General features: G+C 39.0%; 23 protein-coding genes and 1 riboswitch. Of the genes, 16 read left to right on the top strand and 7 right to left on the bottom strand.

The annotated features are described in order from the left end of the window. Positions 1-10: 10 nt before the first annotated feature. Positions 11-757: a CAP domain-containing protein gene (locus AC1VNJ_RS23135; protein ID WP_028412458.1), complete on the top strand. Its 747-nt coding sequence runs from the start codon at positions 11-13 to the stop codon at positions 755-757. A gap of 238 nt (positions 758-995) precedes the next feature. Here AC1VNJ_RS23135 and ade read toward each other — a convergent pair whose 3' ends face one another. After that, entirely contained in the window at positions 996-2,732 is a 1,737-nt protein-coding gene (gene ade, locus AC1VNJ_RS23130; RefSeq protein ID WP_047751737.1) for an adenine deaminase, read from the bottom strand. 83 nt (positions 2,733-2,815) lie between these two features. Further along, a riboswitch (purine riboswitch) is annotated at positions 2,816-2,917 on the bottom strand. A 182-nt stretch (positions 2,918-3,099) separates the two neighbouring features. Further along, complete coding sequence (locus AC1VNJ_RS23125) at positions 3,100-3,327, bottom strand: DUF1128 domain-containing protein (RefSeq protein ID WP_013055127.1); 228 nt, start codon at positions 3,325-3,327, stop codon at positions 3,100-3,102. A gap of 176 nt (positions 3,328-3,503) precedes the next feature. Here AC1VNJ_RS23125 and AC1VNJ_RS23120 point away from each other — a divergent pair, with 176 nt between their 5' ends. From AC1VNJ_RS23120 to AC1VNJ_RS23110, 3 genes are read left to right on the top strand one after another with little or no spacing between them, the layout of a single operon-like run. Then, complete coding sequence (locus AC1VNJ_RS23120; RefSeq protein ID WP_098112304.1) at positions 3,504-3,977, top strand: low molecular weight protein-tyrosine-phosphatase; 474 nt, start codon at positions 3,504-3,506, stop codon at positions 3,975-3,977. Between the two features lie 39 nt (positions 3,978-4,016). Continuing rightward, the gene (locus AC1VNJ_RS23115) at positions 4,017-4,355 is read left to right on the top strand and encodes a YtxH domain-containing protein (RefSeq protein WP_098112305.1); all 339 of its coding nucleotides are present in this window, start codon (positions 4,017-4,019) and stop codon (positions 4,353-4,355) included. Positions 4,356-4,369: 14 nt separating this feature from the next. Next, a complete protein-coding gene (locus AC1VNJ_RS23110) occupies positions 4,370-5,209 on the top strand; it encodes a YihY/virulence factor BrkB family protein (RefSeq protein WP_034267022.1) in 840 nt (279 codons plus the stop codon). A gap of 229 nt (positions 5,210-5,438) precedes the next feature. Here the strand turns inward: AC1VNJ_RS23110 and AC1VNJ_RS23105 are convergent, their stop codons facing one another. Continuing rightward, a complete protein-coding gene (locus AC1VNJ_RS23105; protein ID WP_034267025.1) occupies positions 5,439-7,358 on the bottom strand; it encodes a heavy metal translocating P-type ATPase in 1,920 nt (639 codons plus the stop codon). A gap of 225 nt (positions 7,359-7,583) precedes the next feature. Beyond that, complete coding sequence (locus tag AC1VNJ_RS23100; RefSeq protein WP_013055132.1) at positions 7,584-7,733, bottom strand: BH0509 family protein; 150 nt, start codon at positions 7,731-7,733, stop codon at positions 7,584-7,586. A 208-nt stretch (positions 7,734-7,941) separates the two neighbouring features. Between AC1VNJ_RS23100 and AC1VNJ_RS23095 the strand changes: the two genes are divergently transcribed. Then, complete coding sequence (locus AC1VNJ_RS23095) at positions 7,942-8,259, top strand: ArsR/SmtB family transcription factor (RefSeq protein ID WP_034267028.1); 318 nt, start codon at positions 7,942-7,944, stop codon at positions 8,257-8,259. Positions 8,260-8,274: 15 nt separating this feature from the next. Continuing rightward, positions 8,275-9,204 carry a cation diffusion facilitator family transporter gene (locus tag AC1VNJ_RS23090; protein WP_325076195.1) on the top strand — a complete coding sequence of 310 codons (930 nt, stop codon included), beginning with the start codon at positions 8,275-8,277 and terminating at the stop codon, positions 9,202-9,204. Between the two features lie 14 nt (positions 9,205-9,218). Here AC1VNJ_RS23090 and AC1VNJ_RS23085 read toward each other — a convergent pair whose 3' ends face one another. Further along, the gene (locus AC1VNJ_RS23085) at positions 9,219-10,403 is read right to left on the bottom strand and encodes an MFS transporter (RefSeq protein WP_033580744.1); all 1,185 of its coding nucleotides are present in this window, start codon (positions 10,401-10,403) and stop codon (positions 9,219-9,221) included. Between the two features lie 181 nt (positions 10,404-10,584). Here AC1VNJ_RS23085 and AC1VNJ_RS23080 point away from each other — a divergent pair, with 181 nt between their 5' ends. The 3 genes from AC1VNJ_RS23080 to AC1VNJ_RS23070 all read left to right on the top strand — a co-directional run bounded on the left by AC1VNJ_RS23080 (position 10,585) and on the right by AC1VNJ_RS23070 (position 12,144). After that, positions 10,585-11,040, top strand: coding sequence for a DUF3237 domain-containing protein (locus tag AC1VNJ_RS23080; protein ID WP_028412450.1), 456 nt, complete (start codon positions 10,585-10,587; stop codon positions 11,038-11,040). A gap of 25 nt (positions 11,041-11,065) precedes the next feature. After that, positions 11,066-11,554, top strand: a complete 489-nt coding sequence (locus AC1VNJ_RS23075) for a phenolic acid decarboxylase (RefSeq protein WP_034263740.1) — start codon at positions 11,066-11,068, stop codon at positions 11,552-11,554. A 206-nt stretch (positions 11,555-11,760) separates the two neighbouring features. Next, complete coding sequence (locus tag AC1VNJ_RS23070) at positions 11,761-12,144, top strand: OsmC family protein (protein WP_034263756.1); 384 nt, start codon at positions 11,761-11,763, stop codon at positions 12,142-12,144. Between the two features lie 19 nt (positions 12,145-12,163). Here the strand turns inward: AC1VNJ_RS23070 and AC1VNJ_RS23065 are convergent, their stop codons facing one another. Beyond that, positions 12,164-12,577: a pyridoxamine 5'-phosphate oxidase family protein gene (locus AC1VNJ_RS23065; RefSeq protein WP_482641349.1), complete on the bottom strand. Its 414-nt coding sequence runs from the start codon at positions 12,575-12,577 to the stop codon at positions 12,164-12,166. Between the two features lie 200 nt (positions 12,578-12,777). Between AC1VNJ_RS23065 and cax the strand changes: the two genes are divergently transcribed. Continuing rightward, entirely contained in the window at positions 12,778-13,833 is a 1,056-nt protein-coding gene (gene cax / locus AC1VNJ_RS23060) for a calcium/proton exchanger (protein ID WP_034263745.1), read from the top strand. A 140-nt stretch (positions 13,834-13,973) separates the two neighbouring features. Then, positions 13,974-14,774, top strand: a complete 801-nt coding sequence (locus tag AC1VNJ_RS23055) for a YfkD famly protein (RefSeq protein WP_028412446.1) — start codon at positions 13,974-13,976, stop codon at positions 14,772-14,774. 35 nt (positions 14,775-14,809) lie between these two features. Here the strand turns inward: AC1VNJ_RS23055 and yfkAB are convergent, their stop codons facing one another. Then, complete coding sequence (gene yfkAB / locus AC1VNJ_RS23050; protein ID WP_034263747.1) at positions 14,810-15,928, bottom strand: radical SAM/CxCxxxxC motif protein YfkAB; 1,119 nt, start codon at positions 15,926-15,928, stop codon at positions 14,810-14,812. A 203-nt stretch (positions 15,929-16,131) separates the two neighbouring features. Between yfkAB and AC1VNJ_RS23045 the strand changes: the two genes are divergently transcribed. The 5 genes from AC1VNJ_RS23045 to AC1VNJ_RS23025 all read left to right on the top strand — a co-directional run bounded on the left by AC1VNJ_RS23045 (position 16,132) and on the right by AC1VNJ_RS23025 (position 22,125). Further along, the gene (locus AC1VNJ_RS23045; protein ID WP_013081532.1) at positions 16,132-16,317 is read left to right on the top strand and encodes an SE1561 family protein; all 186 of its coding nucleotides are present in this window, start codon (positions 16,132-16,134) and stop codon (positions 16,315-16,317) included. Between the two features lie 162 nt (positions 16,318-16,479). Beyond that, positions 16,480-18,021, top strand: coding sequence for a fumarate hydratase (locus AC1VNJ_RS23040; RefSeq protein ID WP_098627107.1), 1,542 nt, complete (start codon positions 16,480-16,482; stop codon positions 18,019-18,021). A gap of 94 nt (positions 18,022-18,115) precedes the next feature. Then, positions 18,116-18,925, top strand: coding sequence for a delta-lactam-biosynthetic de-N-acetylase (gene pdaA / locus AC1VNJ_RS23035; RefSeq protein ID WP_098627108.1), 810 nt, complete (start codon positions 18,116-18,118; stop codon positions 18,923-18,925). A gap of 162 nt (positions 18,926-19,087) precedes the next feature. Further along, on the top strand, positions 19,088-20,473 hold the full coding sequence (rlmD, locus tag AC1VNJ_RS23030) for a 23S rRNA (uracil(1939)-C(5))-methyltransferase RlmD (protein ID WP_098999467.1): 1,386 nt from the start codon (positions 19,088-19,090) through the stop codon (positions 20,471-20,473). Positions 20,474-20,775: 302 nt separating this feature from the next. Then, the gene (locus AC1VNJ_RS23025) at positions 20,776-22,125 is read left to right on the top strand and encodes an FAD-binding oxidoreductase (RefSeq protein WP_049162780.1); all 1,350 of its coding nucleotides are present in this window, start codon (positions 20,776-20,778) and stop codon (positions 22,123-22,125) included. Positions 22,126-22,167 lie beyond the last annotated feature (42 nt).

Genomic DNA, 22,167 nt, shown 5'->3' with positions numbered 1-22,167 from the left:
GATTTCAAACATGAAGAAAAGGTTTCGTATTGCCACTGTCGCAGGTGCCGTATCATTAGGATTACTAACAGCAGGACAAGCAAATGCAGCAGCTCCTGATTGCAACACTCCAAAACAAATTACCATTAAAGATGCTCAAGCAGCACAAAATATAAATGTAGACGAGCTATTAAAGAAATTTAACGCTCAAGGACAATCTGCTCAAGCAGCAGCTCCACAGCAAGAAACACAGGCACCAGATCAAGCTGAAGCAGCTCCACAGGAACAAGCAAAAGCACCAGAGCAAAGTGAAGAGGCAAAAGCTCCTGAGCAAACACAGCAAAACACAAAAGCTCAACAATCAGAAAATACTGATAAAGCAGAGCAAACAAAAGATGCTAGTCAATTTGAACAAAAAGTAGTAGATTTAGTAAACCAAGAACGTCAAAAACAAGGTTTAAAGCCTTTAACACTTAACAAAAAATTAAGTGACGTTGCACGCACTAAATCAAAAGATATGATGGACAAAGGGTACTTTGACCACAATTCACCGACATATGGTTCACCATTTGATATGATGAAACAATTCGGCATTGAATATACAACTGCAGGTGAAAACATTGCAAAAGGTCAGCAATCTCCTGAAGATGTAATGAATGCTTGGATGAATAGTGACGGTCACCGCAAAAATATTCTAAACCCTGATTTCACTGAAATTGGTGTTGGATACGTAAAAGGTGATACTACGTACTGGACTCAACAATTTATCGGTAAGTAATACAAAAAGAGCAGGATATACCTGCTCTTTTTTTCGTTTTTAGCTGTCCAATTTGGGTATAGTAAAGTAAGAACACGTAAAGGAGTGCCTTACATTGGGACGTATATTAAAAAAAATTCTAGTCGCTGTTTTTCCCATCCTTTTAAAAGAAGGATATCGTCATTATAAAAATCGTAAAACTCGAACTACGCCGTCTAAAGGGTATAAATAAAAAGGACTCAAAAGAGTCCTTTTTGTTTTATGCTTGAACGGGGATATGCTTGAATTCTTTTACGTTAAATAATCCTTTGTCGGTTAATTTTAGACATGGGATAACAGGCAAGCTTAAGAAAGATAACGTCAGCAGCGGGTTGAATTTCTGTGAAATATCAAGCTCATGAAGAGCCCCGTGAAGCTGCTTAAGTAAGCTATTTACTTCATTGTAAGGGTGAGGTGACATTAACCCTCCGATGGAAAGAGGGAGGGAACCAATCACTTCATTATCTTTTACAATAACAATACCTCCGCCGATTTCTTCAATTGCCGCAATTGCTTTTGCTAAATCCTCATCATTTGTTCCTACGGCTACGATATTATGTGAATCGTGAGCAATCGTAGTAGCGATCGCTCCGTCTTTTAACTGAAAGCCTTTTACGATCCCAAGACCAATATTTCCTGTTAGATGATGGCGCTCAACAACAGCCATTTTCAGCTGATCGTTTTCTACAGAAGGCTGAAATTCGTTTTGCTTTACTTGAACTTCTTCTACAATATGATTTGTAAGCAGGCTGTTTGGATTAATTTCAATAATATTAGCCCGATTGTGCTGAAGTGGTATCGTAAGTTTGTTAATAGAAAACTCTTTCAAATGAACAGAATTCATTAGTTCTGTCGGAAGATCAATTTGTTCTTCTTGCACAGACAGCATCTCTCCATTTTCAGCAATGAGCTCTCCGTTTTGATAAACATGTGCTGCAGATATATCGGTTAAGTCGTCCAACAGAATAAAATCAGCTTTGTAACCAGGAGCAACCGCACCTCTATCTTTTAACCCGTAGCATTCAGCGGCATTTAATGAAGCCATTTGAATCGCAATTAACGGATCCAGCCCGAGTTCAATAGCAAAACGAACATTGTAATCAATAGAGCCTTCCGTTAATAAATCATCTAGATGTTTGTCATCGGTACAGAATAAAAATCTGCGCGCGTTGCGTTCATTTACAGCAGGTAACAATTGTTTCAAATCTTTAGCAACAGAACCTTGGCGGATTAGAACATACATCCCGCGCTGAATACGTTCAATTGCTTCTTCTGCTGTTACGCATTCATGATCTGTTGAAATATTAGCGGTACGATAAATGTTAACGCCCGTGGCATCTAGCCCTGAGCCGTGCCCATCAATTACGCCGTTTGCATCGTTAGCTGCTTGTAATTTATCGAGCATATCGTCATCTCCATCTCGAACAGCAGGGAAATCCATCACTTCTGCTAATCCAAGCACGCGAGAGTGAGAGAAAAATGGCGCTAAGTCAGCTGCTTTTAAGACGGCTCCAGAGCTTTCAAAAGGAGTTGCTGGCACGCTTGAAGGTAAGTTCACAAATACATCTAAAGGAATGGAATCCGAGTTTTGAAGCATAAACTCAATGCCAGATTTTCCTGAAACATTCGCAATTTCATGAGGATCCGTTACGACAGTTGTAACGCCTCTAGGTACAAGAAGTTTTGAGAACTCTTTAGGTGTAACCATTGATGATTCAATGTGAACGTGTCCATCAATGAACGTAGGCGAAATGTATTTTCCTTTTGCATCAACGACGTTATTCCCGTCGTATTGACCTATTCCAACAATCACTCCATCAGCAATCGCAATATCGGCTTCAATGATGGAAAGCGTAAAGACATCGATAATTTTCCCGTTTTTCACTACAAGATCTGCAGGTATTTTTTTATTGGCAACAGCAAGCTGTTTTTTTAAGGTTGTTTTTGTATTTGACATGAATGTGACTCCTCTCATTGTATAACTGAATAACAATGAAGGACTATGTAAGGGAGAACATAAAGAAGAATAAAAATGCAGTATGAATGATGTTCAACCCTCGTAGTCCAACTATTTACGGTAGTTCGGTAGAAACTCTTGGACCCTATTTCCAAGACTATACGAGCTTTAGGTATTTCGATACATTCTATAGACAAATAATAAAAACGTCAATTCCTAATAAAAAAGAAAGATTTTTGGGAATATTTCATCTATGTGTATGTAAACGATTTAACTCTTATTTGCTCGCTAAAAGGTGCAGCATTCATGTATAGAAAAAAATGTAGAAAAAACCGTCAATGGCTATTAGTCATTGACGGAGGTGTCATTAAGCTTGTTTACGCAGTGTACCTAATTCTTCCGCGATCGCTTGCATTTCACTTGGGCTAAAAGAATCTTTTCTCATTACCATATCGTATAAGTACTTTAAGTCTTCATACATTTCTTCGTCAAAAGCTTCGGCTTTAATTGCTCCGATATTTAGCATGCGCAATTTTTCACTGATGCTATCGACCATATGTTTAATATTCTCTGGAGATTTTACTGATAAATCCACTTTGTTCATCCTTCCAGTTGCGTTTTTTTTATTGTAACATGTTTTTATCGTGTGAACACTTTTATGTCAGGTTCTTATCCACAGAAGAGTGGAAACGATATAAATAAAAGAAAACTATTTTTTAGTTTAAAAATGATTGTATATAATGTTTGTAATAAGGGAAAGGAGTCGAGACTATGATTAACGTATTATTCGTTTGTTTGGGAAATATTTGTCGTTCACCCATGGCAGAAGCGGTTTTTAAAGATATGGTGAAGAAAAAAGGGCTACAAGGACAAATTCACGTAGATTCTGCAGGCACAGGAGGCTGGCACAAAGGAAATCCTCCTCATGAAGGGACGCAATCTATTTTAACGAAAAACAACATTGATTTTAAAGGGCAAACAGCAAGACAAGTGATTCAAGAGGATGTAGCTAAATTTCATTATATTATTGGAATGGATGTCGAAAATGTAGGAAATCTGAGAAGAATGGCTGGACATACTAAAACAGGTTATATTGCAAGACTTTTGGATTTTGTGCCTGGTTTACATATTGAAGATGTGCCTGATCCTTATTTCACGGGAAATTTTGACGAAGTATATGACTTAGTTCAAGAAGGATGCAAGGCGCTTTTAGACGAAATTATAGAGAAGCATTTCTCGGAATAAGTGATACTAAAAAAATAAAAAACGGAGGAGAAACGACAAATGGGTAAACGAAATAAGCTAGTAGAAGGTATGGTCATTGGAGCAATTATAGGAGGAGCTGTTTCTTTATTTGATAAAGAAACCAGAAGTTCCGTTATTCAAGGAAGTAAAAAATTGAAAGACAAAACAACGACTCTTATTCAGCATCCTGAACTTGTAACGGATACTGTGAAAGAGAAATATGAAACGATCCGTACGACCATTGAGCAAGTTTCTGAAGATGTATCATTTGTAGCAGGAAAAGTAGAAAAGTTAAAAGAAACAACCCCTCAGGTGATGGAAATTGTAAACGATACAAAAGAAGCATTTGTAGAGAAGTATGGTGATGAACAAAAATAAATAAGGAGGCACATATGGCTGGAATATACATAAATAACATCGTAAAGTTTGGCAAAGAACTCATGGGCCGCATTCATCGAGATGAGCTGCCCAGCTTATCAGCTGAATTGGCTTATTATTTGCTGCTCTCGCTATTTCCTTTTTTAATTTTCTTAATTACGCTGATTGGATTTTTGCCATTGGAATCAACAGATCTGCTTGACTTGGTCGAAAATGTAGCGCCACAGCAAACGCTGCACATGATTGAAAGCAACGTTTCTCATATCATTGGTTCTCATAATGAAAAACTATTGTCCTTTGGTATCATTGCCACGATGTGGTCTGCTTCAAATGGAATTAATGCGATCGTAAGGGCATTTAACCGAGCGTATCACGTACAAGAAAATCGGCCGTTTTTAGTGGCGAGAGGCATGGCAGTTCTCCTTACTTTTGCGATGATATTTGTTATTATTGTAGCGCTTTTACTTCCTGTTTTTGGTCATATGATTGGTCTTTATTTATCGTCTACGTTTGGATTTTCAGAAACTTTTCTCGCTTTATGGTCTGCTTCCCGCTGGATTATCAGCGGTCTCATTTTGTTTACTGTTTTTACGGGGTTGTATTACTTTGCTCCTAATAAAAAGCTGCTGATTCGAAATGTTGTAAAAGGAGCGGCTTTTGCTACGGTCGGATGGACAGTGGTATCGATGCTATTTGCGTACTACGTCAATCATTTCAATAACTATACGGCTACATATGGAAGCTTGGGCGGAATTATTATCTTGCTTATTTGGCTGTACCTATCGGGGATGATTATCGTTATTGGAGGAGAAATTAACGCTATTTTCTACGACCGCCGAGTCAAATCTTCATAGTCACAAATTGGGATGAAATCATTCGCAAGATATGAGCATACTAACCAAGTGAAAGGGAGGTTTTACATCATGACAAAGCATACAAAAAAAGACGGAAGTAATACAAAGCAAAATAAAAAGAGCCAGCCAAAGCATAAAACAAGCAACAGCCAAAATGGACAAAACGGTTACCATTAAGGCATCGATTTCCATAATAAAAAGCCTAACAAATACGTTAGGCTTTTTTTCGTTAAGATTTTAGCAAGCGAAGGCCATTTAAGATAACTAAAATGGTGCTGCCTTCGTGACCAATAACACCAAATGGCATATCAAGCACTTGGAAAAAATTCGAACAAATTAATAAAAAGATGACGGCAATAGAAAAAATAACGTTTTGCTTCACAATTGAGTTCATTCGTCTGGAAAGAGCTACTGCATCCGAAATTTTTGATAAATCATTTTTCATTAAAACAATATCTGCCGTTTCAAGTGCCACATCCGTTCCTTCTCCCATAGCTACTCCAACGTTAGCAGTAGCCAGAGCAGGTGCATCGTTAATCCCATCTCCCACCATTGAAACGGTAGGGAATTTTTCTTTTAACGCTTTAATTTTATCTACTTTCGCTTCAGGCAAGCATTCTGCAATGTATTCATCGACGGCACATTCTTTTGAAATGGCCTCGGCTGTTTTTTCGCTGTCTCCTGTAATCATGACGGTATGAATACCCTGCTCTTTAAGAGATTTAACAGCTTCTACAGCTTCTGTTCGTACAACGTCTTTTAGCGCAAGCAATCCCACAATACCATGCTGATCTTTTGCGTACACAATCGTTTTTCCTTCACTGGCAAGCGTAGATGAAATCCCATTTTCAAATTCAGCTGCTTCTTCTTTACCTACAAAATCTGCTTTTCCTATCTTCCACGTATCTCCTTGAAGAGACCCAATCACACCGTATCCGGGAACGTCTTCAAGTGAATCTGGCTGAACGAGCGTCAATTCCTGCTTGTTTTTCACAAAGTCAACAATGGATTGAGCAAGCGGATGATTAGACTGACGTTCAATTGATGCTATTTTAATAAGAAATTCCTGTTCGTTTATATCAGAACGTACAATAACATTTGTCACTTCTGGCTTTCCTTTTGTTAACGTGCCTGTTTTGTCAAAAGCAATTGCGCTTAAATGGCTTAACCTTTCCAAATGCACGCCGCCTTTGAACAAAATTCCTTTTTTTGCTCCGTTTGAAATAGCAGACAGCGAAGCAGGGGTGATAGATGCAACTAGGGCGCAAGGAGACGCTACAACTAAGAGAATCATTGCTCGGTAAAATGTCTCAGTCCAGCTCCATCCAAGCACATAGTGGGGGAGAAACAGCATAACTGCCACAACCGATAGAACAATTTTTACGTATGTGCCTTCAAATCGTTCGATAAACAATTGAGAAGGAGACTTTTCACTTTGAGCCGTTTGAACAAGTTGAATGATCTTTTGAAACAGCGTCTCAGCACTTGGCTTTGTCATTTTAATGGTAATGGCGCCTTTCACATTCACCGTGCCCGCGAATACTTCATCATCGAGCTGTTTTAGTACAGGAACAGATTCACCCGTAATAGCCGCCTGATCAATCGTTGTTTGACCTGAGACGACAATACCATCGGATGGCACTCGTTCACCCGGCTTAACTAACAGCAAGTCTCCGATTTGTAAATCTGAAATGGAGACAATTTCTTCTTGATCTCCAATCAGCCGCGTTGCTTCTTGCGGCTGCAAATTCATTAAGGCGCTAATTTCTCGGTTGCTTTTATTCATGGTGTACGTTTCTAATGCACCGCTTAGTGCAAAAATGAAAATAAGCATAGCACCTTCTGTCCAGTAGCCAATTACAGCCGCTCCAATGGCCGCAATAATCATTAGCATTTCGACGTTTAATTCTTTATTTTCAATCGTTTCTTCAATGCCTTCTTTTGCCTTAGCAAATCCACCTATCACATAAGCTAATACAAAGAGCGTAATAGATACAGCTGTATCCTGCTGTTTTGAAATCAGCCAGCCGGCTAAAATAAGCACTCCGCTCAACAGTGCAGCAATGAGTTCACCATGTGTTTTTAATACGTTGACAGCAGAAGATGTTTGCGGCGTTTGTTCTTGTTTTTTAGGTAACGCATTTTCCATACAAATCCTCCTTGAACGATAATTGAGAAAAATAATCACAATCATTACCCCTAAAAAAGCACGAAAGCTGCCATCTCAGCGATAGCAGCACACTTTTTCCATTTATTATCTTTTGAATTGGGATATTTAGTATAGTATAGCACGGAACAAGCAAGTAGGTAACAACTAATGCTTAAAAAATAAAAACAGAATGCAGCTGGACGTCTGCATTCTGTAAAAAACGTACTACATATCTAAATGCTCTTCATAATATTTATAAGCGGAAGTGTAAATGTGCTCGATATCGGCATCCGTCATGTACATTAAGGTTTCACGGTCAATCCCCTTCATTGTTTCAATAAATGTAATCATGTTTTTACGTTCTTGTCTGCTCATTTATTATTCTCCTCTCCATCTGTTTTAATACAGTTTATTATATTTAATTGTATTATATAACAGAAAAAGTATTTTGTGTGGATTTTTTTTTAAAATAGGCAAAAAAATTTTGAAAGACGTAAATAATTGACTATAGAGAAAAAGGTATTTTATAATTTATATATGAACATATGCTCATATACTTGCATATAATGAACGGAGAGATGTTATGAAAAAAGATGAACATTCGTTTTTATCACCTCAAACAGTAGAAGAAGCATCAAGAATACTAAAAGCTATTTCAGATCCTACGAGAATGAAGATTCTCTATTTGCTATTTCAAGAAGAGTGTTCAGTCGGTCATATGGTTGAAGTGCTTGGTGTTTCACAATCAGCTATTTCACATCAGTTAACTCACTTGCGTCATTTACGTTTAGTAAAATATCGCCGTGAAGGGAATACGTATTTCTATACGTACGATGATGAACACGTGGTTGGAATACTGCATCAAGTGATTCAGCACGTAGAATGCGCACATAACGATTAGAAGGAGGGGCTTTGCATGAGTCATGATCATCACCACCATCATCATCATGGTCATCATCACCATTTTGATACACAGCGTGAAGGCAACAAAAAAGGTCTGTTAATTGCACTAATTATCACCGCGGGTATTATGGTTCTTGAGTTTGTTGGAGGGCTTTTTACAAATAGTTTAGCGCTATTATCCGATAGCGGACACATGCTGTCTGATACAAGCTCACTTGCTCTTAGCCTCGTAGCCATATGGTTTGCTAACCGAGCTGCGTCGGCTAAAAAAACGTACGGTTATTATCGTTTTGAAATATTAGCGGCTCTTTTTAACGGAGTGGCACTGTTTGTAATAGCAGGGTTTATCATTTATGAAGCCTATCAGCGCGTACTGGAGCCGCAGTCTGTAGCAAGCGGCAGAATGATGCTGATTGCTGCTGTTGGTTTACTCGCTAATTTAATCAGCGCATGGTCACTTATGAGACAAGGCGATGTAAAAGGAAATGTAAATTTGCGCAGCGCTTACTTACACGTATTGGGAGATGCTTTAGGGTCTATTGGAGCTATTGTAGCGGGACTTCTTATGATGCTGTTTGGATGGTATATTGCTGATCCGATTATTTCTGTAGTTGTGTCTGTATTAATTTTAAAAAGCGCTTGGGGCGTGCTTGCTCATAGCGTTCATATTTTGATGGAAGGCTCTCCTGAAGGAGTGGATCACAGTGAAATAAAAAACCTTCTTGAAAACATTGAAGGAGTCAAAGATGTGCATGATTTACACATTTGGACGATTACTTCAGGACTGGACTCATTGAGCTGTCATATGCGCGTAGAAGATGAAAAAGATTGTCAGCAGATTTTGCAAAAAGCCATTGATTTAGTACACGATCACTGTGGTATTGAGCATACGACGATACAAATTGAAAAATCAGCTCTTCAGCACCGGACGCTAAAAGTTTAAAAACAAACGAGAACTTATAAGTTCTCGCTTGTTTTTTGCTGCATAGGCATTTTTTGTCCGAATACAAAAAGAAGGATAAAAATAAAGCCAAGCATCCCGCTAATAATATTAAAAAAGCTGACATGATGAAAGAACTGAATAAAAGTACCGCCTATGTAAGGACCGGCAAGGCTTCCGATACTAAAAGCAATGCCGCATAGTAAATTACCTGTAGGAAGCAGACGAGTAGGAATCAAATCCGTCATATAGCTGATTCCTAAACTAAACGTAGAACCTACAACCATGCCTGCTATAAATAAACACGCTACTAATGGAATAGCGGTGTCTTCCAAGAGACTTGCTGTAAAAAAAGTCACGGCTCCAATTGATAAAATCCATCCTAATATCAATTTCCGTCCGAATTTATCGCTCAGTATGCCAAGAGGAAGCTGAAACACAATAGCTCCAACTGCAAAGGAAGTCAGCAACAGTGAAATAAACTCTACTTGCAATCCAATTCGTAAACCGTATACAGGAAAGCTGCCGTTCAGTGATGACTCTAAAAAACCATATCCAAAAGGCGGTAAAAAAGCAATCCAAGCATATTTAGCCGCTTTAGAAAATCGCTTAGCCGTTTCTTTTAATGAATTAACCTCAACTCCCTGAAGGGGAAATTCATTTTTTATCAAAAATAAAAATACCCACGTTAGAAGACATAGAGCAGAAGAAATCATAAAAGGCAGCGCTTGATTAATTTCAATTAACGGCGTCATTAAAGGACCAACAGCAAAACCAATACCAAAAAAGAGCCCATACAGTGAAATGTTTCTACCTCTTTTATCAGCAGGGGAAGACGATGTAATCCACGTTTGAGTTCCAAAGTGCAGCGCGTGATCTCCTATTCCAATAAATAAACGGAGCACAAACCAAAATACAACAGATTTCCACAGGGGAAACAAAGCTAAAGATACAATAACTAAAAGTCCTCCTGCTGCGATAATTGGCTTGTATCCGTATCTGCGAAGCGGCGCTTCCATGAAAGGAGAAATAAATAAGATGCCCAGGTACAATCCAGTTGCGTTTAATCCGTTTATAGTAGAGGAAAGACCATCTTTCTCAAAAATAATAGCAATTAAAGGAAGCAGCATGCCTTGGCTGAATCCAGAAATGGCGACAAGGCTAACTAAAATCCAGAAACGTTGTTGATGAGTAGCACCCATAGCATTTAACCTCTTTTTATCTATATTTTGTCAATCCAACTGTTTAATCGTACAAGGAAAACGCTTTATTGACAAGGATATAAACAGGCCGTGCTGTCCATTTGACATCTTTATGTAAGGGGAGTAGAATAAAACGTGTAAATATTTACATGTTTTTATTTACAATTAAGAGGTGATTGCTATGATAGAACCAGGGCTGAAGAAAATAGCAACATTCACAATTAATGTTGGTACACCCGTCGTTATTGGTCATACAGGATTAGGAAAAAAACAGTTTATTCCCATTAAGTCAGGTACTGCAGACGGGGAAATAAAAGGCTTAATTCTTCCAAGTGGAGCGGATTCTCAAATTATTCGTTGGGATGGCCGCGTCGATTTATCTGCACGATATGTCATTCAAACAGAAGATGATGAACTTATTTATATTGAAAACAATGGAATACGTCAGGTTAGTGAAGAGTTTAGAGAACAGGCTGCTGAAGGTGAAATTATACCCCCAGAGCACGTTTACTTTCGTACGATTCCTGTCTTTGAAACTGGAAGTGCAAAGTATAAGTGGTTACAGGACCGCATGTTTATAGGCGCTGCTGTAAGAAACCCAGAAAGCGTTGTGCTAGACATATACGAAGTTTTATAAATCAAATCAAAGGAGAGGTATAGACATGGAAAAATTTATTGGAAATCATATGATTTACACATACGAAAACGGATGGGAATATGAAATCTATATTAAAAACGAAAATACAATCGATTATCGTATTCATAGCGGAATGGTGGCAGGACGATGGGTTCGTGACCAAAAAGTAGATATTGTGAAATTAACAGAAGGTGTATATAAAGTATCTTGGACTGAACCAACGGGGACAGATGTATCTTTGAACTTTATGCCTGATGAAAAACGCATGCACGGAATTATTTTCTTCCCAAAATGGGTACATGAACATCCTGAAATTACCGTGTGCTATCAAAATGATTATCTTGATTTAATGCATGAATCCCGTGAAAAATACGAAACATATCCGAAATACGTGGTTCCCGAATTTGCTGACATTACATTCATCAAAAATGTCGGAGTAAACAATGAGGAAGTTATCGCTCAAGCGCCTTACGAAGGAATGACGGATGATATTCGCGCTGGAAAATTAATTTAATACGGAGTCATACAAAAGGCTAGGACAAAAGTATATTAGTTGAAGGAAGATCCGAACGAATTTGATTCTTGATCAAGAATCAAATTCGTTCGGATTTTTTTATTGTGATGGTGCCCGGAAATAAACCGCGGTGTAACAAGTGATCTATAGTGAGAGTAGTTGGTTATATAAAAAACGGTTTATAATGAAGGAAAGGAGTGAAGAAAATGGAATTTAACATGAAAAAAGAGGCGGGGTTTACGACAGATTTTCCTTATGGAGAGCTACATATCGCCGGAGATGAAGAGCATGGCTTTCGTCCGTATCAGCTAATGACATCATCCATTGCCGTGTGCAGCGGAGGCGTGTTAAGAAAGATTCTAGAGAAAAAAAGAATCGCTTTTTCCGATTTACGCATCCAAGCTGATGTAACGCGCAATGATGAAAAAGCGGGGCGAATCGAAAAAATTCATTTGCACTATATCATCACGGGAAAAGACCTGCCATTAGACAAAATTGAAAAATCGATTGAGCTAGCCCGAAAAAATTGTTCAATGCTACAGTCGGTTATTGACAGTATAGAAGTGACAGAAACCTTCGAAATAAAATAAAAGTGGACATCGTCCACTTTTATATTTCTTTTGGTTTGCTTCCGGCTTTATCAAAATAGCGCATGCGTTCAGGAGTCAGCTGAAGAAGCAAAAAATTTGGGTCATCTGGACTTTTAATCCACTCTTTTAACTTTTCATTCCAAAATTTCTTTTTTAACTCTTCGTTTGTTTCTACATTTACTTTGGCTTCTACCTCTACATACGGATCACTCCAACCTTGCCCATCATAGCCTAACAAAATATGAACGTAAGGGTTTTTTTCTAGTTCTTCGACTTTGTGGGTATCTTTATTGGTGGCGGTGTAAAGCACAAGATCTTCATGAAAAAACATCATAAAGCGTGAATAAGGTTTTCCATCTTGAATCGTAGCTAACGTTCCGATTGTATAGTCATCCAGTACCGATAAAATTTGATTTTTTACATTATTACTCATTTTTTCACTCCTCATTCTATCTCATTATCCTTGGTAGTTTGGCTGATTTTTAAATATCTTAATCAAAAATCAATTAGAGGTTTATCATTTATAAAAATAGGTTAAAAATACTAACATTGACGGTGAGTCTATACAAATTCCATTAATTTGATATGATTGATTTTGTTGTCAAAAAATGAATAAGGTAGGTGTACATATCGATGATCAATCGGATTTTTCTGATAGCGGTTATTCTTGGGGTGCCGCTATCTGTTATTGGGCACATGATGCACTGGTCAGATGTTCTTATGTTTATTATTTACTGTTTAACAATCATTGCCCTCGCAGCTTTTATGGGAAGAGCTACAGAGAGCTTAGCTGTTGTAGCTGGTCCTCGAATAGGCGGTCTATTGAATGCTACCTTTGGTAACGCTGTAGAATTAATCATTTCGATTTTTGCTTTAAAAGAAGGCCTTACAGCCGTGGTGCTTGCATCGTTAACCGGTTCTGTATTAGGAAATCTCCTTCTTGTAGGCGGTCTTTCATTCTTTATCGGGGGACTTAAATTTAAGCGTCAAGAATTTAATGTCTATGATGCAAGACATAATTCTGGATTATTGATCTTTGCCGTTATCGTTGCGTTTGTTATTCCTGAAGTGTTTGCTAGCGAAATGGACGAAGCGAAGACCATGTCTCTAAGTGTCGGAATTTCCATTATTCTCATCATCTTATACTTAGCGGCGTTATTCTTTAAGCTGGTCACGCATCGAGGCGTGTATCAGCATAAAAGTGAAGAAGTGGAAGAACATGAGGAGCCAGAGTGGTCAATGTGGAAAGCGATTGCGGTTCTCTTTTTGTCTACGTTAGCGGTGGCTTATGTATCCGAAAGCTTGGTAAGTACAATCGAAATTGTCTCGGAAAGCTTTGGCTGGAGTGAGCTGTTTATCGGGGTCATCATTGTAGCGATTGTTGGGAACGCGGCAGAGCATGCTTCCGCTATTATTATGGCCGTTAAAAATCGCATGGGTGTAGCTGTTGAAATTGCTGTTGGATCAACTTTACAAGTAGCGATGTTTGTAGCACCAATATTAGTACTTGTTTCGCTAATGTTCGAAAGCCAAATGTCTCTTGTTTTTACTTGGCCTGAGTTGATTGCGATGGTAACAGCCGTATTTTTAACAATTGCGATTTCTAATGACGGAGATACAAACTGGTTTGAAGGCGCAACTCTTTTAGGTGCTTATATTATTATGGGAATTGGTTTTTATCTCATTTAAAAAAGAAACGTTCACTTTATGTGGACGTTTCTTTTTTGTGAGTGAATAGAAGAATTTCCCTTTTGGTATTCAGGATAAAACAGGGGATGTTTGAAAAAACTATGGTTGCATTCATTAACGATGTTGAAAGGAGTTTCTAGATGTTACGTAAATTGCTTTTATTTGTGTTTACCATCATTATTTCGTTTTCATGTTCAACGAAGATCGCCATTGCAAAAACAGCTCAGCCTACCATCAACGTGCCTTCTTCAGCTTTAAATATTTCAAAAGAAAATACGTATCCAAATGCTAGTCAAGACACGCCTTATTTGCAGCCGAGTGAGTTCACAAAAGAGCTCATTGAAACGTCAAATGTAAAAATTGAAAACCCTGATTTAATTCGTATATTAAATGAATCAAACATTTCTAAAACTCCATGGGCAATTGGATTTAGAGCAACCATTTTTTTAGGACAGTGGCCATTAAATTATGAATCAACAGAAACAAACGTTAACTGGCAGCACCAGCGAATCAATACGAATCATTATGATAACAGAGCAGGAAAAACTCAGTACAAAATGATGTACAGTCAGGAAAATCAAAGCCATGTAAAAGGCGGATTAACGGCAAAAGTGCCTCAGCCTGATCATGTTAAACAAATGATGCTAATTGAAGCAGCTAAAAAAACAAAGCTCACTTTATCATTTCAAACGTTTGTAGGTGCCGGAACGAAAAAAGACCAGGTGTATAACGTAGCTCCTAAAAAAGTAGGTTATCTCTATGCGTACACGCCTGCTGTAAGTGAAAAGGGAAAAGTAACGTATGGGGAAGTATATGTAACGGTAAAAGGCAGCAAGCGTTCAATTGTGGTGAGAAATGTAACGTCTCAAGGAATTGGAGCATGGATTCCAGTACAAGATTATGTCTCCTTAAGTTTCGGGGCTTACGATCAGCCGAGATAACAAAAAAGAGATTCCAGTGGTGGAATCTCTTTTTGTTATTTTGTAATGTTCGCTTGGAGTTTGCTAAAATCAGTATCTTGATAATAGCTGTTTTTTACCAAAATATTAGGTCCCAAACAAGAGACCGCTGAACAATGGCAGCTAAGTTCTTTAGAAATTGTGCTTTGCTGCCACGTATCAAAAGCGTCTGTAAGCTTTGTATCTTGAATGTTGCCAAGAGGAGGCGTATCACCAAAATCAGTTACGATAATATCTCCGTCGAAAATATTTACATTTAGGCGAGAACGTCCGTCTGGATCGTTTCGAACGGTTACATTTTTACTGCTATACAAGCGCTGTAAAAGCGTTAAGTCTTCCTCGTTATTACTGCATGCATAAAACGGCAGCGTGCCGAATAGCATCCACACATTTTCATCTCGAATATCAAGAAGGTGATGAATCGCTTGACGCATTTCAGGAAGAGATAATGTCTCTAAGGTGCTGGCAAAGTCACTTGGATACATAGGGTGTACTTCGTGACGCTGACAAAGCATTTCATCCACAATTTGACGATGAATTTTTTCCATATGAGGAAGCGTACGTTTATTTAACATCGTTTCAGCTGATACCGTTACACCTGCTTTTACAAGCGCGCGGCTGTTTTCAATCATACGGTCGAAATATTTGGCGCGCTGCTCATAAGTAGGCTTTCGCTCCATCATTGCAAAGCCAGCTTCCACAAAATCGTCCATCGTTCCCCAGTTGTGAGAAATATGTAAAACATCTAAATAAGGAATGATTTGTTCGTAACGAGCAAGATCTAATGTTAAATTTGAATTAATCTGTGTACGGACACCTCGTTCGTGTGCATACTTTAATAAAGGCACCACATAATTTTTCACAGAAGATAGAGACATCATAGGCTCTCCGCCTGTGATGCTTAACGCTCGAAGTGTTGGAATTTCATCGAGACGTTTTAAAATTAAATCAAGAGGCAGTGCGTTTGGGTCTTTTGGCTGCAGCGTATATCCAACTGCGCAGTGCTCACATCGCATATTACAAAGCGTCGTTGTTGTAAATTCAACGTTTGTGAGCGTCGGTTTGCCATATTGTTTCATATCTAAATACGCTTCCCACGGATCGAACTCCGGGGTAATTCGTTGTAAAGTGGCCATAAAAAAACTCCTTTTATTTTTCCGTAAAGTGAAATGATGATGAAAACATCTCACGGTCCGTCCTGCTAGACTAAATTATACGTCCCATTCAAAACGGACACCAGTGACTATTATGGATTTTATTGCTTTTAGTTGTCAAATATGAAAGTATTCGTTAGGATATAAGGAAATACGAATGAAAAGCTACATCAGGAGGGTTTAAAATGGGAAACGCCGTTCGAGATAAAGATTCACAAGTACGTTATTTAAAAGATCGTTTAAATATGTTTGTACATGTATTAGACTCTATGGAGCCTGAAAACACAGATCTAGAAGATATTGACCGTTTGATTACAATGATTGATGACTTAGAAGCAAAATGTGAGCAGTTTAAAAAAGATAAAGAATGAAGAAGAAAAAAGCGCTAGAAAAACTAGCGCTTTTTTGCTTGAAGTAGAAATCCTCCTATAAAGGTCTTTCGAAACAATTTTTGAAGGAGTATAATAAATTTTGAAAGTTGTACGACAGATAGATAAATACATACATTAGCGGGATATGGGAGGAATTAAGTGATGATTGAAGCTTTAAAACAAAGCATGTACGATTTAATTGTTGAAACATCTACAAAATTGCCAAAAGACGTTCGACGTGCTATCGCAAAGGCAAAAGCGCGTGAAAATGCAGGAACGCGTGCAGCAATGTCTTTAGCGACCATTACCAATAATATTAAGATGGCGGATGATAATTTATCGCCAATTTGTCAAGATACAGGTATGCCAACATTTAAAATTAAAACCCCTGTAGGAGTGAATCAGCTTCAAATTAAAGAAGCGATTTATTGGGCAATTGAAGAAGCAACAAAGCACGGAAAGCTTCGCCCTAACTCTGTAGATTCGTTAACGGGAGAAAACAGCGGTAATAATTTAGGCGGAGGCACGCCGGTTATTAAGTTTGAACAGTGGGAAAATGACTATATTGATGCGCGTCTTATTTTAAAAGGCGGCGGCTGTGAAAATAAAAACATTCAGTATAGCCTGCCTTGTGAAGTAGAAGGGTTAGGCCGAGCTGGCCGTGATTTAGACGGTATTCGTAAATGTGTGATGCACTCAGTATACCAAGCGCAAGGCCAAGGCTGTAGCGCCGGCGTCATTGGTGTTGGAATCGGTGGCGACCGTACAACAGGCTATGAATTAGCAAAAGAGCAGCTGTTCCGAAACTTAGATGACGAAAATCCAAACGCTCAGCTGAAAGAATTAGAAGAGTATGTAATGGAAAATGCTAATAAGCTAGGAATCGGTACAATGGGCTTTGGCGGAGAAACGACATTACTTGGCTGTAAAGTCGGCGTAATCAATCGTATTCCTGCTAGCTTCTATGTGTCAGTTGCGTATAACTGCTGGGCTTACCGTCGCTTAGGTATTAAAATCAACGCTGATACAGGAAGCGTTCAAGAGTGGCTGTATCAAGAAGGCGAAGAAGTAGATTTTAATAAAAATGCAGGTGCAGAAGAGAAACAAAATGCGGATGAAACAAAAGAAGTTGTATTACAAGCACCTATTACAGAAGAGCAAATTCGTGAATTAAAAGTTGGTGACGTAGTGCGCATCAACGGTATGATCTACACAGGACGCGACGCTATTCATAAACATTTAACAGACCACGATGCGCCAATTGATTTAAATGGACAAATCATTTATCACTGTGGCCCGGTTATGTTAAAAGACGAAGATGAAAAATGGCACGTAACCGCTGCAGGACCAACAACAAGTATTCGTGAAGAACCTTACCAAGGAGATATTATGAAGAAATTTGGTATCCGCGCGGTTATCGGTAAAGGCGGTATGGGTCCTAAAACGCTTGCTGCTCTTCAAGAGCACGGGGGCGTATACTTAAATGCTATCGGCGGAGCTGCGCAGTACTATGCTGATTGTATCAAGAGCGTAGAAGGCGTTGATTTGATGCAGTTCGGTATTCCTGAAGCAATGTGGCATTTAAAAGTAGAAGGTTTTACAGCTGTAGTGACGATGGATTCACACGGAAACAGCTTGCATGCAGATGTAGACAAGTCTTCATTTGAAAAGCTTGAGCAATTTAAAGAACCGGTATTTAAATAAACATACGTCGGGAACGTATGGTAAAAAGTAACGTTCATGAACGAGAAAATTGAGTGGATACTAAGCGTAAAATGACTTCCGAAAGGAGCTTCTTATGCGCCGGTTCACCTTTTTTCTCGTTTTTTTATTCGTGATGTCAACAGGCATAGCATCTGTTGAAGCACAAATGTATCCAAATACTCCGATCAGCTGGGGATTTCAAAAAAGTAAAAATCACAAGCCCGCATCCGCAGGTACAGCTTATGAACAAATTCTTGCTAAGTATGATGCGTTTTACCTCGGCGATACAACTAAAAAAAATATTTATTTAACGTTTGATAACGGTTATGAAAATGGTTATACCCCGCAGGTGTTAGACGTGCTCAAAAAAAGAAAGGTTCCTGCGACGTTTTTTGTAACAGGACACTATTTAAAAGAAGAGCCTAAGCTAATTAAGCGAATGGTAAAAGAAGGGCATATTGTCGGCAATCATTCATGGCATCACCCTGACTTAACTCAAGTGGATGATGCACGTTTTAAAGAGGAACTGCAAAAAGTAAAAGATGAATACAAGAATATTACCGGTCGTGATGAAATGAAGTATCTCCGCTCACCTAGAGGTGTATTTAGCGAACGAACACTAGCTCTTTCAAAGCAAGAAGGCTATACGAACGTATTTTGGTCACTAGCATTTGTTGACTGGAAAGTGAATGAACAAAAAGGCTGGCGCTATTCATACGACAATATGATGACTCAAATACATCCGGGTGCGATCATGCTTCTGCATACCGTTTCAAAGGATAACGCAGATGCGTTAGATCAAGCGATTGTGGATTTAAAAAAGCAGGGCTATACGTTTAAAAGCATTGATGATTTAATGAACGAACGCAAACAAATGAAGAAAAGTCCTTCTAAAACGAAATAAAGATAAAAACCGACGGGAATATTTCTTCTGTCGGTTTTTTGCTGTTGAAGTGTTATAATATGCGTTGATGTCTTTTTTAAAGCGATACGGTCCAATAGGTTTTAAGGAGCTAAAGACCGTTAATAACTATATAAAGAATTTAAACTAATCGGAGTTGGTCTCATGAATAAACCAAAAACTGAAATGAAAGTTCAAAAAGGACAAACGTTTCCGTTGACGATAAAAAGACTCGGTATTAATGGAGAAGGCGTAGGCTATTTTAAGCGCCAAGTCGTCTTTGTACCGGGAGCATTACCGAATGAAGAAGTGGTTGTAGAAGCAACAAATGTTCAGCATAAGTTTGCCGAAGGGAAAATCAAGCGAATTCGCAAAAAATCTCCTCATCGCGTAGAAGCACCCTGTCCGATTTACGACCAGTGCGGAGGCTGCCAGCTTCAGCACTTATCTTATGAAGGTCAGCTAGAATCCAAGCGGGATATTGTTCTGCAAGCGTTCGAACGTCACAGTTCATTAAAAAAAGTAGAGGAAAAAACTCGCCAAACGATTGGTATGGAAGATCCGTGGCGCTACCGTAATAAATCTCAGTTTCAAGTCGGCGTGGACAAACAAAAAGTCATTGCTGGTTTGTATGGACTGAATTCTCACCGCTTGATTGATATTGAAAACTGTCCCATTCAGCATAAAGCTACAAATCACGTGACAAAAGAAATAAAACGAATTTTACAAGATCTTCAAATTCCTATCTACAATGAGCGTAAACGCCGTGGAATTGTGCGTACCATTGTATCTCGAGTAGGGTTTGAAACGGGTGAAGTTCAAATTGTCTTGATTACGGCTAAAAAAGAAATTCCGAAAAAAGAGCTGCTGATGAAAGAAATTCAGCGCCGCCTGCCGGAAGTGAAATCGCTCGTACAAAACGTAAACGGCCAAAAAACATCGCTTATCTTTGGAGACGAAACGTTTACGCTCGCTGGAAAATCGGTGATTCAAGAAACGTTAGGTGATATCTCATTCGAACTTTCAGCGCGTGCATTTTTCCAGCTGAATCCTCTTCAAACGGTGAAGCTATACGACGAAGTAAAAAAAGCAGCTGCGCTAACAGGCAGTGAAAAAATCGTAGATGCTTACTGCGGAGTAGGGACAATTGGCTTATGGCTTGCTAAAGATGCCAAAGAAATTCGCGGAATGGACACGATTGAAGAATCCATTGTAGACGCGCGAAAAAATGCCAAAGATCATGGATTTGAACATGCCACGTATGTAACAGGTCCGGCTGAAAAATGGATGCCGCAGTGGGTAAAAGAAGGCTGGAAGCCAGACGTTATCGTCGTTGACCCGCCGCGAACAGGCTGTGATGACAAGCTTCTAAAAACAATTTTACAAGTAAAGCCAAAGAAAGTGGTTTACGTATCTTGTAATCCATCCACATTAGCGAAAGATGTGCAGCAGCTGTCGAAGGCTTATAACGTTGATTACATTCAGCCTGTTGATATGTTCCCTCATACAGCGCACGTGGAGAATGTGGTGAGTTTGACGTTAAAGAAGTAAATAGATGAAGAGTAAAGGGCAGATTTGGTTCTGCTCTTTTTTTATTTGAATTGGACTCTTGTTGGAAGAAAAAATATTCTAATATATCTAATTTGAATTATTGGAAAGTTATGTTTTAGAAAGCATCGGAGCACCGAAAAGAAGTTTTATTAGTACTTATATTTCAGTAAATGAACTGAAATTTCATTTTTTATAGAGATGATAAACGCCAATCTAGTCTTGAAAACCCACACCCTCAACCACCCCAAGAATACTATAGTAATAAAACTACTAAAAAGTATATACAGAGGGGCAGAGGTCAAATGGACTCAATGTTTTTGAAAGGTCTTACGGGTAAAGTGGTAACGCCGAAAGACCCCATTTATGAGGAAGCTCGTCAGGAGTGGAATCGTGCTATTGATAAATTTCCGCTTGTGATTGTGTACTGTGAAAAAAAGCAGGATGTTGTAAATGCAATTCAATGGGCGCGCAAGCATCGTGTAGACATTCGCATTCGATCTGGCGGTCATCATTATGAAGGGTATTCTACGGGTGACTGTGTATTGGTCATTGATATCAGTCGGTTAAACGGGTTGAAATTGGATAGGAAACGGAACATCTTAAAGATGGAGGGAGGAGCAAAGAATACGGAAGTGTATGATTTTATCGGTTCGAATGGATATGTGTTTCAAGGAGGAACGTGTCCGACTGTTGGGGTGTCTGGCTTTACGCTCGGAGGAGGCTGGGGGCTTTCGAGCAGACTTTACGGATTAGGCTGTGACAGCTTGATAGAGCTAGAGTTGGTCAATTATGAAGGAAAGATTATTAAAGCAAACAAATCGTGTAACGCGGATCTTTTTTGGGCATGCCGAGGTGCTGGTGGCGGTAATTTTGGCGTTGTGGCAAGCATGACGTTTCAGCTTCCAAAACCGACGAACAGCTCTGTGACGCTTGTTCGCTTCTTTTATGTAGGTACTACAAGAGAAAAACAGGTACAAGTGATGAATATATGGCAAAGCTGGCTGCCTGAATTGGACAAACGTATGACGCTAGTTGCCAGTTTTTATAATGCAGAAGGAGAAGGATTGGGCATATTTGCGAACGGCTTCTTTTACGGATCTCCAGAAAGAGCTCGAAAGATCTTGCAGCCTTTTGCAGAGGTGGAGGGGTTCCGAGTCGAGCTAGAGTCATTATCTTTTCTTGAAGCGGTACAAAAGATAGAAGCAACCTATCCTCCGTCTGAAAAATTTAAGTCAACGGGAAGATTTGTGCAAAGAAGTTATTCAGTTGGCGAGCTTGAAAATCTTGCAGATCTCATACAGCGTCCAGCAGAAGGGTCTGTTTACGCCGCGATTTCTTTTTATGCACTAGGAGGAGAAATTCGCAGTGTTGGTAACAGAGAAACGGCCTTCTTTTACAGAAACGCTAGATATATTCTGGGCTTTCAATCTGTATGGACAGACGATGCGTTTGCACGAGCAAACAGAGAGTGGCTGTATAAGCGATTTCAATATATTAAACGTATTACGAAAGGCTCCTATGTGAATTTCCCTATCAGCAACCTTAGAAACTACGAGTATGAGTATTTTGGAGACAACGCAGAGCGGTTAGAAAGAGTAAATAAAAAGTACGATCCATTTAATGTATTTAGGTTTCCGCAGGGACTCAGGTAGCATGTAGAAAAGGATACTAAGTTGACGATTGAACCTGTTTCA

This window comes from Priestia sp. 3CA3 (genome assembly GCF_056836725.1).
Note: the sequence above shows the minus strand (reverse complement) of the source record. Positions and strands in the feature narration are given on the sequence as shown.